Source organism: Marinobacter sp. CH_CUG1437-1 (genome assembly GCF_037029655.1).
Lineage (GTDB): Bacteria > Pseudomonadota > Gammaproteobacteria > Pseudomonadales > Oleiphilaceae > Marinobacter > Marinobacter salsuginis.
In genome coordinates, this window is record NZ_JAYMEW010000006.1 from 167920 (window position 1) to 181150 (window position 13231).

Annotated in this window: 11 protein-coding genes; 4 read left to right on the forward strand and 7 right to left on the reverse strand. The window is 58.2% G+C overall.

Features of this window, described 5'->3' with window-relative positions:
- Positions 1 to 25 precede the first annotated feature (25 nt).
- The 6 genes from WA411_RS15915 to WA411_RS15940 form a co-directional block, all read right to left on the reverse strand.
- The gene (locus tag WA411_RS15915; protein ID WP_174805050.1) at positions 26 to 655 is read right to left on the reverse strand and encodes a LysE family translocator; all 630 of its coding nucleotides are present in this window, start codon (positions 653 to 655) and stop codon (positions 26 to 28) included.
- A 64-nt stretch (positions 656 to 719) separates the two neighbouring features.
- The gene (locus WA411_RS15920) at positions 720 to 1754 is read right to left on the reverse strand and encodes a hypothetical protein (protein WP_291908145.1); all 1035 of its coding nucleotides are present in this window, start codon (positions 1752 to 1754) and stop codon (positions 720 to 722) included.
- Between the two features lie 139 nt (positions 1755 to 1893).
- Positions 1894 to 2844 (reverse strand): DegV family protein, encoded by a 951-nt coding sequence (locus WA411_RS15925; RefSeq protein ID WP_069183876.1) that lies wholly within the window; start codon positions 2842 to 2844, stop codon positions 1894 to 1896.
- Positions 2845 to 2954: 110 nt separating this feature from the next.
- Positions 2955 to 3788 carry a metal-dependent hydrolase gene (locus WA411_RS15930; RefSeq protein WP_069183877.1) on the reverse strand — a complete coding sequence of 278 codons (834 nt, stop codon included), beginning with the start codon at positions 3786 to 3788 and terminating at the stop codon, positions 2955 to 2957.
- 257 nt (positions 3789 to 4045) lie between these two features.
- On the reverse strand, positions 4046 to 5422 hold the full coding sequence (locus tag WA411_RS15935) for a solute carrier family 23 protein (protein WP_209398339.1): 1377 nt from the start codon (positions 5420 to 5422) through the stop codon (positions 4046 to 4048).
- Positions 5423 to 5517: 95 nt separating this feature from the next.
- On the reverse strand, positions 5518 to 7146 hold the full coding sequence (locus tag WA411_RS15940) for an acyl-CoA synthetase (protein WP_069183879.1): 1629 nt from the start codon (positions 7144 to 7146) through the stop codon (positions 5518 to 5520).
- Between the two features lie 152 nt (positions 7147 to 7298).
- Between WA411_RS15940 and WA411_RS15945 the strand changes: the two genes are divergently transcribed.
- Complete coding sequence (locus tag WA411_RS15945) at positions 7299 to 8813, forward strand: PAS domain-containing sensor histidine kinase (protein WP_291908146.1); 1515 nt, start codon at positions 7299 to 7301, stop codon at positions 8811 to 8813.
- Positions 8806 to 9462: a response regulator transcription factor gene (locus WA411_RS15950; protein WP_291908147.1), complete on the forward strand. Its 657-nt coding sequence runs from the start codon at positions 8806 to 8808 to the stop codon at positions 9460 to 9462. Before WA411_RS15945 ends, WA411_RS15950 begins: the two co-directional genes overlap by 8 nt.
- Positions 9463 to 9469: 7 nt before the next feature.
- Here WA411_RS15950 and WA411_RS15955 read toward each other — a convergent pair whose 3' ends face one another.
- Positions 9470 to 10885 carry an aminotransferase-like domain-containing protein gene (locus tag WA411_RS15955; protein ID WP_069183882.1) on the reverse strand — a complete coding sequence of 472 codons (1416 nt, stop codon included), beginning with the start codon at positions 10883 to 10885 and terminating at the stop codon, positions 9470 to 9472.
- A gap of 239 nt (positions 10886 to 11124) precedes the next feature.
- Between WA411_RS15955 and WA411_RS15960 the strand changes: the two genes are divergently transcribed.
- Both WA411_RS15960 and WA411_RS15965 read left to right on the forward strand, forming a co-directional pair.
- Positions 11125 to 11931 carry a PhzF family phenazine biosynthesis protein gene (locus WA411_RS15960; RefSeq protein ID WP_136631700.1) on the forward strand — a complete coding sequence of 269 codons (807 nt, stop codon included), beginning with the start codon at positions 11125 to 11127 and terminating at the stop codon, positions 11929 to 11931.
- Between the two features lie 43 nt (positions 11932 to 11974).
- Positions 11975 to 13168, forward strand: a complete 1194-nt coding sequence (locus WA411_RS15965) for an NAD(P)/FAD-dependent oxidoreductase (protein ID WP_291908148.1) — start codon at positions 11975 to 11977, stop codon at positions 13166 to 13168.
- Positions 13169 to 13231: the final 63 nt, after the last annotated feature.

The following is a 13231-nucleotide window of genomic DNA, read 5'->3' on the forward strand; positions in this document are numbered from 1 at the left end:
TTTGTCTGAAGGTAATCGGGTGGCCTCAGGTACTGGCCAGCTTGGCGCCCATGGCCACGAAAAAGCCGCCCGTCAGACCGTTCAGCATCCGTTTCATCTTCACATTCACGCCAAGGCTGCGGAAGGTGACCACCACCCAGGCCAGACCACACTGCCAGAGCATGGCCAGCAGAAAATGCACGCCCGCCAACATCAGAGACTGCTGGAAAGCGTTACCGGCGGGGTCCACAAACTGTGGCAGCAGGGCCATGTAGAAGAGCGCGGTTTTCGGATTCAGAACATTAGACAGGAGTCCTTCGCGGAATGAGGCCACCATGGCAACCTTCCGGCGAACGACCTCTTCTTTTTTTACCTCGGGCGCGTCTCCCCGGCGAAGGGCCTGGCGCAACGAACCGATGCCCAGCCATACCAGGTAGCAGGCACCCGCCCACTTCAGGGCGGAAAACGCCCAGGCGGTTTCCACCAACAGAAGTGAAATACCCAAAGCCGAGAGCGTGGCGTGAATGAACAGTCCGCTGCAAATGCCAACACTGGTGACACAGCCATCCCGCAAACCACCCCGGCCGGTGTTCCTCATCACCAGCAGGGTATCAACACCCGGTGTGATGGTGAGCAGGGTAATGGCAACGAGATAGGCCCAGAACAAATCCGATATCAAAACCGTCCCCTATCAAACTCTTGTACAGAACGCTTCAGGGGCCGGACCCGCAACCGGTAAGTCAGGCCTCCTGGTGGAGAATCTTACGCGCCGTGGCGGACTTATAAAACGGTGCAAGCCGCCGGCGAACCAGGGCCTCAACATAGCCCTCTTCACGCAATACGTCTATAACCGGAATTGCGTAGGCATCGATCTCTGCCATGACCACCTCACGGCTGACACCCAAATCGCCCAGCAGTTCTGTGAGCGGTCTTTCGCCATATTTTACGAACAGGTGAGAAACCACCGCACGGGCACAGTTCTCAAAGTAGCCGGTCTTGCGAAACTGCAGCCAGAACTCATAGCCCAGCACGACAAACTCTTGCAGTTCGACGTCTCCCAAGCCCTCGTGCAGCTCGGCAATGGTGCGATCCTCCAGTGACACCCAGGCCGCCATCACGCTGTCCCGCAGTTCGTCGTCAGACAGAGCCCTGTGCAGAAACTGCTCGCTCCGGCTAATCAGACCGGGCAGGCTGTCAGACAGCCAGGCCTTGAGGCGCCGCTCAAAGGTTTCATCCAGCCCAGGCACCGCCCTGTTGGCCATGCGCTTGCCAAACTTCATCATTGAACCGACGCCCGGCACGGACTTGGTGATCAGATTGTCCTCGTAGAGGTAGTTCACCAGACCGTGGTAAACCACGTTGGAGACCAACTCTTGATAGACCGGGTGAGCCATGATTTCACTGATCACCCGCTCCCGCTGCTGCCGCAATTCCAGAGCCTCCTCAAGAAAACCGGTAGCCTGTTCGCTGGTGATGATCTCGCCCAATGTGGTTTGCGATTGCACGTCGGCATTGAGCACTTCGGTTGCCATTTCGGCGGCCAACTCGGGGATACCTGCATCCAGCTCCATATCCATAACAATACGCTGAATGACGCCCATCACCTGGTCTTCCGACGTAATCCGGTTCAGGGTTATCTCATTGGCATAGCCCCAAAGCTCATCCAGCTCCTGCTTCAGAAATTTACGCAGCTTCGTGCCCTTGAGCGAGGCCAGTTCATGCTTTACGTGCTGTTCCAGCAACTGGTTGGCGAGATCCGTTTTGCCTTTGGTCATGGCGCAATTCTTCCTGTCGTTAAAATGAAAGACACTGACCAGAGGCTAACATGAAGTTCAGGTTGGCAGGTTTGCCAAAACTACAGGTGGGAGGGTGCGGCCCGGCCAGTCCCGCACACCCGCGGACTGCGTGGCCGATTCACTGAAAATCGTTGAACGTGTGGGGCTCTGCCGCCAGAGCCAGGCAAAGACTGCCGGGGCCGACATAGATACTGCTGGTGATGCCCATCTGGGATAGTAGAAGTTCCACACCGTTACGCTCACAGGCATCCCGCAGGCGGTTCAGCCCGGGCAAATCCTCGATTTCAGTCCAGGTCAGGCCACAGGAAAGACTCACGTACGGGGTCAGGAGACCGGCTTCCACCCGTGCTGCGGCATAGTTCATCACCTTCTCCACCGCCACATCGAAACTGCGGGTTTTGGCCACCGGCTGGCCTTCGGCCCCCTGCCCGAAGATAACCGGAGTAATGTTCAGTGCCTTACCAAGAAAGGCCACCAACGCCGACACACTCTTGTCACCACGACGCCTTGCCCGCTCACGGATGTAATGCAGGTCCCGGGGAATCACACAGGTGTAGATCTTGTCGCTGAAGGATTCAACCTCATGCCGCAGGGCATTCTTGGAAACCTTCTGGTCGATCAGCTTGAGGGTATGTGCCGCCAGCAGGCCCTGACCGGCGAAGATCTGCTTGCTGTCGATCACCCGCATAAAGAAGCGGCCATCGCGACCGGCTGCCTGCCGCGCCCCTTCATAATTGGCCAGAACACTGTTCATGGCTTCGGTGGCGTTCTGGAAAATCAGGCTACGGGTTTTGGTCACCGTCTCGCAGATAGCGACATCAAACTGGGTAACGATCTTTTCCATGAACAGATCGTGGATCTGTTCGGCGGTGAAGGCGCGGGTTTCCGCCTGATGACCCTTCTGTAGCAGACCACTCTGATAGAACTCCTGGGTCCGCACAGGATCGTGCTCGTCTATGTAGGTCTGGCCGTCAATTACAGCGGTTACCGGAAGGATGAACAGGTCGTGCTTGCGGCTGAATTCATAAGGTAAGTCGCACGCAGAATCGACGATCAAACCAACTCGCATGGTGAGCCTCCAGCTCCGGGAAGCTTCTTGACCGGAAGCCCCCTTTTTTGTCGTTATTTTTTATGCCGCACAGTTTTACACACCCCGATCAGAATTTCAGCAACCCAGGTCTAACCCGCACTGGATGTCATGTCCAGCTCCCGAAGATTCCGTTCGAGCAGTTCCCGGTTATCCTGCTGCCAGGGATGAAATCCCTTGCGGAAATAGGCCAGGAATTCCGGCAGGCACTTGCGAAGCACGCCGGGCTTTCCCCACAGGAAATTCACGCCACCAAGCCAGGTACGAAGGCTCCAGAGCTTGCCATCGGCCTTCAGCAGGCTGCAGGTATTGAGAAAGGTGTACTTGAAGAAATTCCAGGTCACGAACAGGAAGACAATCCGGCGGAGCCGCTCGTTGCCGACACATTCCCGGTAGACATCAAAGGCCACGGATTTGTGTTCGGTTTCCTCGATTGCATGCCAGCGCCAGAGTTTCGCCATGGCCGGCGTAGCGCCCTCCATCCATTCCGGGTGGCTCAAAATGGCATTGGCCAGAACCGCGGTGTAATGCTCGGCGCCACAGGTGCCTGCCAGTTGGCGGCTTGGCGGTAACTTGCCCACCCATGCCATGTGTTTCTGGAACCGCCGGTCCAGGGCATCAATGTCATAACCCCTGGCCTTCAAGGCTTCGTTGTAGTCCTTGTGCTCACGGCTGTGCAGGGCTTCCTGACCAATAAAGCCGCGAATCTCTGCTTTCAGCTTGGGATCCTCAATTTTGTCCCGATAGAGTCGAACAGCATTTATGAACTGCTGTTCTCCATCAGGGAATTGCAGGGAAAGCGCGTTAAAGAATGCCGTCCGGAAAGCGTCGTTACCGTGCCAGAGCGTTTTGAGGTCTTCGCTGACATCGAACCGTAGATGCCTCGGCTCAACGGACACGCCCTCGGGCGTGGAGCTGATGGTCATGACTGCCTCCTGTTTTTGTAGTGTTGTTATCAGTAATGAACAGCGGACAAAAATTCATCAGTCAAAGCAGTTTAAACCCGAAAACCACACGGAAGGAATACTTCAAGAGGGAAATTTGGACAAATTGTCACGAAATGACATTCTGTCAACGATCGAGTATCAAGAGAAAAGGCAGACACAAAAAAAGGGAGGCACGAAGCCTCCCAAGGACACACAGGGGGTCAGCACTTTCCGGTGCAGAGCCGGAAAGCGCAGGTTTAGTGCTCTTCTGCGGCTCTCACGCCCGGCGCTTCCGGGTCGGCGGTAAAGCCAAGCAATTTGGTACGTTCAATCAGGAAATAGAGGATGGCGCCGGTTGCCAGGCCCCAGCCCGCTCCGTAGACAGCCAGGACCACACCCATGGTGCCGGCGATGCCACGCTCGGTGTTATTCTCCAGCTGCTCCAGCCCTACCATCAGGCAGATATAGCCGGTCAGAAGCAGGGTCAGTGACAGGGCAATCGGCAGCACTGGCTGGAAGAAACTGACCAGGGGCAGCACGAACAGGGCAATAAAGCCGGTAATCCAGAACGTACCGCCACCACTGTAGATGGAGTCCATGGCATTACGGCCATACTTGTAACGCTCGGCCATGGTGGCTGTGACGGCCGTCCAGATCGGCCCGGCCAGGCCCGGGTATGGCGCAAAGAAAGCGTGGCCACCATTGCGGATCGCGGTTACCAGGTGCACCCGGTCGATGCTGTTGTCGATGTCTTCATCTTTACGCAGGTGGTCAACCCGGTTCATCAGAGACTGGCCCACCACGATGTCGCCGAAGGCAATCACGTAGGCGATCACCGCCGTGGGAATGGCATACAGGAAGACGTTAGCGTCCGGGAAACCGACAGCGAACGGCAGGTAGTTCCAGAGCTCGTCGAACGCTGGCTTGGTAATGCCCCACTCGACATTGGGCACTTCGTATTCGCCAGTGGCAAAGCCGACCAGAATCGCGACGACCATACCCGGCACCATGCCGTAGTTGGCAATCTTGCGGGCGATGGAGCTGCTTTCCACAAAGCCTTTGAACGATACGGAGAACATCAGGTACAGGCACACCAGGCCACCGATGATCAGGGAAATCGGCGTATTGGCCAGGCGGCCGCCCGCTTCGATTTCCCCCATCAGGGCCGCGATGCCGGCGCCAATGATAATTCCGCCTTTCATGGAACGGGGAATCAGCTCCACCAGCTTGCTGCCCAGGCGGGTAATACCCAGAACCAGGAAAATAATGAACACCAGGAACTGCAGGGCGAACAGAGCCTGGATGGCTTCGGGGCCTGGCTCGTAGTCACTCAGGAACAACAGGACAACCGGAATACCCGGGGTAATCCAGCCAGGCACCAGAGGCACACCCAGCAGGGCCGGCAGCATGAAGCCGATACCGCAGATCACCACGTATGCCAGAGCCACGTCGTAAGGCACTCCCAGGTATTTCTCAAGAAGGGGGATCATGGCCAGGCTGACCACGAACATAATCAGGGCCTGCACCATCTCCGCGAATTCCCAGCGGTAATGAACAAACGGCAGACGAACCTTGAAGGGACCAGCCGGCCAGTATGGCTGCTCTTCCCCGTTCTTTCGGTGAAACATTTGCATAAAAAGGTCTCCGGGCTCACGCGGTGCGTGTGCCTGACAGCGTTGTTTTTCTGGTTAAAGTCGGCTGCGCCAGGGCGGCGCAGCCGATCACAGGGTCAGTTCAGATCTTTGGCCTGATCTCTCAGCACGAACTTCTGGATCTTGCCCGTGGAGGTTTTGGGCAGCTCCGAGAATACAATTGTCTTGGGCACTTTAAACCGGGCCAGGTGCTCACGGCAGAAATTGATGATGTCTTCCTCGCTGACCTGCCCCGCCTCCGGCTTGAGGGTAACGAAGGCGCAGGGAGTCTCACCCCACTTCTCGTCAGGCCTTGCTACCACAGCCGCCTCAAGGACAGCGGGATGACGGTACAGGGTATCCTCAACCTCAATGGTAGAGATATTCTCACCACCGGAGATAATGATGTCCTTCAGCCGGTCCTTGATCTCCATGTAGCCGTCTTCGTGCCAAACGGCCAGGTCGCCAGTGTGGAACCAGCCGCCCCGGAAGGCCTCTTCGGTAGCCTTGGGGTTCTTCAGGTAGCCCTTCATTACGGTATTACCGCGCAGAAAAATTTCACCGATGGTCTTGCCGTCTTTGGGCACCGGCTCCATGGTGTTCGGGTCGCCAACCATGGTGCCAGCCAGGGTGTGATAGCGAACGCCCTGGCGAGCCTTCTTGCGGGCCCGGTCGTGCAGCGGCAGCGCATCCCACTCGGACTTCCACGCGCAAACCGTCACCGGCCCATACACTTCGGTCAGGCCATAAACGTGGGTTACCTGGATACCCATCTCTTCGATGGCACCAATCACCTGGGCGGGGGGCGCCGCACCGGCTGTCATGGACTTCACTTCGTGGTCGATACCCGCTTTGGCGGATTCCGGCACGTTCAGCAGTGCGTTAAGAACAATCGGCGCACCGCACATGTGGGTCACCTGATGGTCACGGATCAGCTGCAGGATCTTCTCCGGGTCAACCCGACGCAGGCAGACGTGGGTTCCAGCCATGGCGGTGATGGTCCAGGGGAAACACCAGCCGTTACAGTGGAACATCGGCAAGGTCCACAGGTACACCGGGTGCATGTCCATGGACCAGACCGCCTGGTTACCAATGGCATTGATGTAGGCGCCACGGTGGTGATAGACCACACCCTTGGGATTACCGGTAGTGCCGGATGTGTAGTTCAGGGAGATGGCGTCCCACTCGTTTTCCGGGAAGCTCCACTGGAACGCCGGATCGCCTTCCTGCAGGAATGCCTCGTAGTCCAGATCGCTGACCTGAACGCCCTCACCGTACTCGGGATCGTCCACATCAATTACCAGCGGCTTGGTGTCCAGGCGGCTGACGGCGTCCTTGATCACTTCCCCGAATTCACGGTCGGCAATCACAACCTTGGCCTCACCATGCTCCAGCATGAAAGCAATGGCTTCGGCATCCAGGCGAACATTCAGGGTGTTCAACACCGCACCAATCATGGGCACGCCGAAATGGGACTCCACCATGGCCGGAATGTTCGGCAGCATGACGGCAACGGTGTCACCTCGTCCGATGCCGCGCCCTTTCAAGGCCGAGGCCAGACGGCGACAGCGCTCATAGGTCTGCGCCCAGGTGTAACGGATCGCACCATGGATTACCGCGGGGTACTCCGGGTAAACGGTGGCGGTGCGTTCAATAAAATCGACGGGAGATTGGACGGCGTAATTGGCGTCAACGGGCGCCAGGCCCTGGTCAAATATCGAGGTCATTGCGTGGTCCTCTTGAGTGCTGTTGTTCTTATGGCGTATTCAGGAATATCGCTAAACTAGCTATACTTCGGGCTGGCCAAAATAGTATTGAATAGAATAAATACTAGAAATTATACCAACGTATTATAGTTTAGTTACTATATCGAAGAGCCATGAACGATAACTCCCCTTCAAGTGTATTTAGTTTGCACGACGCCGACCCGCAACCCGGATTAATCCTGGATGGCGCGGGCGCTGTCCTGGGGGAGAACCGTGCAGCCAGGGAACTGCGTCAAACAGCCGGCCTGGCCTCGCCCGAGGACCTTCTGCCAATCAACGCCCGGGCATTGGTGAAATCATCCCTGGAACAAATCCGGGCCATTGAAAACGTCGAATCCCGGACGCAACCGGGCCAAACCGGGACGATCTTGATGTGGACGTTCATCCCGGACGTCAAGACGGCCCAGGTTCTGGCACGGGCAAGGAACGCCACGCAAGACGTCCGGACCCAGGAAGAGGCCACCCGCTCCAACCGCCTGTACCGGTTGATCACCGAAAACACCACCGACCTGATCTCCCGACACGCTCCGGATGGGCGTTTTATTGATGCCACTCCCGCATCATGGCGACTGTTGGGCTACTGGCCGGAGGAATTGCGTGGCAAACCGCTCGAAGAGGTCTTTCGCGGAAACCATGTGACCCAGAAACTGGCGGAGACCCGTAACCTGCTCAGGGATGACGGCTACGCCACCATGACCCTGGAGATCATCCACCGAGACGGCTCCCGTCGCTGGTTCGAGATTGCCAGCCGGGCCATCCGGGAGACCTATACCGGCGCCGTGATTGAGGTCATCAGCGTGTCCCGGGATATCACCGCCCGGGTGGAATCCGAGGAGAACAACCGCAGGCTGGCCGACGAACTGGCCCATACCGCCAGGCTCGCGACTCTCGGGGAGCTTGCCTCCAGCATTGCCCACGAAATGAACCAACCGCTGGCCACCATTGTGAACTTCGCCAGCGCCAGCCAGCGCTATCTGAAAAGTGCCCGAACCAACCCTGAATGCCTGGATCGCGTGGATGATGGCCTGCAGAAAATTGTTCACCACGCCAACCGCGCATCGGAAGTGATCAAACGCCTCCGGGCTTTCTTACGCAAAGGGCAGAAGCGGACCGCGCCAATCGCCCTGAACGACGTCGTGAGCAACGTCGCCCGCCTGTGTCAGTGGGAAGCGGAAAAAAACAATGTGCAGATTCTTGAGAGACTGGCCTGCTGCGCGCCGGTCATCACTGCCGACCCGGTGCTCCTGGAACAGGTGTTGATCAATCTGATCCGCAACGGCATTGAAGCCACGATCGATGCCCGTGGCCAAGAAACTCAGGACGCACCCGCGCAGATCGTCGTAACTACCTGCATCAACGATCAGAACGAAACCCTGATTGAAGTCACCGATGAAGGCCCAGGCCTGGATGAACAGGGCATCCGCCAGATGTTCCAGCCGTTCTACACCAGTAAGCCCCAGGGCCTTGGCCTGGGGCTGTCCATGAGCCGTTCCATTATCGAGGGTTTCGGTGGCTTCCTCGACGCCCGCCCCGCCGCCACCGGTGGGCTGTCGCTAATCTGTCGATTCCCGGCCAGCCAGAACCAGAAGCACAAAACCGCAATCACGGAGAACCAGCCTGATGACTGACCATTCTGCCCCGGAAGCCACCACCGTCTATGTTGTTGACGACGACGCCGGCATGCTGGAATCCACCCAATGGTTACTGGAATCGGTGGGCCTGAACGTGGAAGCCTACAGCGACGGCCGGAAATTTCTGGACGCGGTAGGCAACAAGAAAGCCGGCTGCGTGGTTCTGGATGTGAGAATGCCGGGGCTCGGCGGCCTGAACGTTCAGGAAGAACTGCAGAAGAGAGGGCTTAACGTGCCCATCATTTTTGTCTCTGGGCATGCGGATGTGCCTATTGTGGTCAGGGCTTTCAAGTCTGGCGCTTTCGACTTTATCGAAAAGCCTTTCAACGAACAGCTGCTGCTGGACAGCGTTCAGCAGGCCCTGCAGGAACACCAGCAATCCGGCCCACGGCTGCTGGGGGATGAGTCAACCGAAGCCCTGCTGACCACCCTCACCCGGCGCGAACGGGATGTGTTTCTGCCATTGGCCCAGGGCTACACCAGCCGGGAAATCGCCGAGCAGTTGGATGTCAGTGTTAAGACGATCGATCTGTACCGGGCCCGGGTGATGAAACGTCTGGGCGCCGATCGCCTGCCAGATGTGACTGGCAAAGCCATCGCCGCCGGTCTGCTTGACCCGCTGGACCTGCGTAGCGAAAAAAGCTGAGTAACTCCTACCCCGAGGCCGCCTGCACCTCGTGAGCCAGCACTCCCAGCCTGGCCACAGCCTGCTCTATACGTTCACTCCAAGGGTTAGCGCTGTTCAGCCTCAGGCAGTTTTCGTATTTGTCCGCGGTGGAGAACATCAACCCCGGCGCCACGTTGATATCCTCAGCCCTGGCCCTGTGATACACCTCGGTGCCGGAAACACCATCCGGCAACTGCACCCAGAGCACAAAGCCGCCCTGGGGCCGACTCACAGCCGTGCCCTCTGGAAATGCCCGGGCCACGGCTGTGCGCATACGCTCAGTGGACTCACGATAGTGCTGACGCGCTGAGCGCAGATAGCGATCGTAACCGCCCTGCTCCAAAAAATGCGCCACCGCCATCTGGGGAATCGATGAGGTTGCCAGGTTGACAAAGTATTTGTGCTGCCGGGCGCTGGCCATGTGCCGCCCCGGGACCATCCAGCCAAGCCGCAGGCCCGGTGAGATAGTCTTGGAGAACGAACTGCAGTAAATCACATTGTCCGCACGATCGAATGCCTTGGCCGGTTTTGGCCGGTCTCCGGAATGATGCAGATCCCCGTAAATGTCGTCCTCGATCAGAGGCACCGCAGCAGCCGCCAGCATGGAAACCAGCTGCTTCTTGCGTTCGTCGGACATTCGCGCGCCCATGGGGTTGCTGTGATTGGTCACCACCACACAGGCTTTCAGGGGCCACTGCTCAAGCGCCAGCTGCAAGCCCTCCAGGCTCAACCCCTCAGAAGGATGGGTAGGAATTTCAATGACCTTTAGCCCCACCACCTCCAGCGCCTGGAGAATTCCCGGGAAGGACGGGGATTCCACGGCCACAATATCACCAGGCTGGGTCACGGCACGAAGCGCCAGGATGATCGCTTCCTGGGCACCGTTGGTGGCGAGTACATCATCCGGCGTTACCGGTACTCCGAGTGTCGCCATCCGCTGGGCAATCTGCCGCCGAAACGATTCCTTGCCGGGAAAGGCATAGTCGAGTGTTTCCAGGCCTCGTCGTGCGGCCCAGAGCGTGCTGTGCTGGATTTGCCGAAGCGGCAGGTAATCAGGATGGGGAATCGCTGTCGCCAGAGGCACCATCCGCTTCTGCTCGTCGGCACAAAGGTCCAGGGTCATTTCCCGGGCGCTGACTGGCACCGGACGGCTGCGGTGCCTTCGCATCACAGGCTCGGGTGCATCCACCGTCGGCAGCCTTACGAAGTAGCCACTGCGCTCCCTGGCCTGCAGAAAGCCTCGTGCTTCCAGGGTCTGGTGCGCCTGCAGGATAGTCGAAATACTTACGCCATACTGCCGGCTCAGCATTCGCACGCCCGGCAATCGATCACCGTCACGGTAGACACCGTCCCTGATCAACTCCTGAAGCTGATCCGCCACCTGATTGTAAAGAATGCCCATCCCACGCCCCTCGTCTGACTGTCTTTCGGGAGTTGCCACTCCATTGCACCAGAAGCAGCACCTCTTCATGCAGTACAGATACTGTCGAATATGACCGGCACAGATTCCGAAAACCACACTCTGTACCGGTTCAAAATGAGATTATCTGAATCTGTTATGTCAGTCAGTTCATTTCCTACAATAAGCTCAACATCCAAGGTGCTTCCAGGTTAGGCCAAACAACCCAAGGAGATGAGACCATGACACACCCCCTCTATCAGGTGGATGCCTTTACCAGCAAGGTATTCGGTGGCAACCCGGCCGCGGTCATGCCCCTGGAGCAATGGCTGCCGGACAATGTCATGCTCTCGCTCGCCATGGAGAACAATCTCTCCGAGACGGCTTTTTTCGTGCGGCTTCCCGAGGACGAAGAAGCCGATTTCCATATCCGCTGGTTTACGCCGGGCACAGAGGTGCCGCTGTGTGGCCACGCTACTCTGGCCAGCGCCTGGGTAATCTTCAACAAGCTTGGCTGGGATGAAGAGCGAATCCGCTTTGACTCCAAAAGCGGCCGGCTGTCCGTCAGGCAGTCCGATGACGGCTGGCTGGTCCTGGATTTCCCGAATCTGGCCTTCGAGGAGCAAACCACGCCAACGCTGATTCGGGAAGCTCTGGAAGGCGCACCTGATACCGCTTTTTTTGTTCCCAACGACACCAACTACATGGTGGTTCTGAAGGACGAAGCGGCCGTGCGTGCTGCCCAGCCCGACATGCGCAAATTAAAGCAACTGGGTAACCAGGGGCTGATCATTACCGCACCGGGCACCGACTGCGATTTTGTCAGCCGATATTTCGCTCCGGGCGCCGGCATTGATGAGGACCCGGTGACCGGTTCCATTCACAGCGTACTGGTACCCTACTGGGCTGAGAAACTGGGCAAAACAAGGCTGGACGCCCGTCAGATTTCGGCCCGTGGCGGTGTGCTACGCTGCGAACTGAAAGGCGACCGGGTCGATATCGCCGGGCAGGCTGCCTTCTACATGGAAGGCTCCGTCTACCTGCCCTGAGACTGGTATACTGCCCGCCGTTTTCTTTGCAGCGGCGGGCAGCATGACGGCAGGTTCAGCATCACAGTACGACGTAATCATTATCGGCGCCGGCGCGGCGGGCCTGATGTGTGCGGCAACCGCCGGCTATCGCGGCCGCCGGGTGCTGGTGCTGGACCACGCCAACAAGCCGGGCAAGAAAATCCTCATGTCCGGAGGCGGGCGCTGCAACTTCACCAACCTGAACAGCACACCCGCCAACTTCCTGTCGGACAACCCGCACTACTGCATCTCCGCGCTCAAGCGCTACACACCTCAGGACTTCCTGGAACTGGTGGATCGACACGGCATTGAGCACGAGGAAAAAGCCCCAGGCCAGCTGTTCTGCAAAGACAGCGCCAAGGACATCCTCAACATGCTGCTGACCGAATGTGAGTGGGCCGGCGCGGAAGTGAGGATGAAGACTGCGGTCGACCGCATAGCGGAAACCGACAACGGCTATCGCCTGCGCGTCGGCTCCGGCGATCTCACCTGCGAATCCCTGGTGATAGCCACCGGCGGCCTGTCCATTCCCACCATGGGCGCCACGGCGTTTGGTTACCGGGTGGCCGAGCAGTTTGGCCTGAAGGTACTGCCCACCCGGGCAGGCCTGGTGCCCTTTACCCTGCAGCCGGAGTTGAAAGAACAGCTTGCCCCTTTGTCTGGTATCAGTTGCCCGGTGGACGTGCAATGCCATGACCAGCACTTCCGGGAACCCATGCTGGTTACTCATCGGGGGCTCAGTGGCCCGGCAATGCTCCAGATCTCAAGTTTCTGGGAACCGGGGGACAGCCTGGCTATCAACCTGCTGCCAGCCTGTCAGATCAAGGACGACCTTTTGAGCCTGCGGAAAACCCGCCCGCAATCGACCATTGCAAACTACCTGACCCAGCACCTGCCAAAACGGTTTGCCCAGGCCTTCAACGAGCTACAGGGCTGGACCGGCCCTTTGCAGGGCTACAAGAACAGCGATATCGAACAGGTTGCCGATACTCTGGGCCAATGGTCGATCAAGCCAGCTGGCACCGAGGGCTACCGAACCGCAGAAGTCACCCTGGGGGGCGTTGATACCCGCCAGCTCTCCTCCAAGACCATGGCAGTGCTGGAACGGCCAAACCTGTATTTCATTGGCGAGGTCGTGGACGTGACCGGCCATCTTGGCGGCCATAACTTCCAATGGGCCTGGGCCTCGGGCGTGGCAGCCGGTAACAGCGCCTGAACGGACATCCGATTGCCCAAAGCTGGCGTAGAACTGGTAACCTGAGTCCATGTATTGGCATGA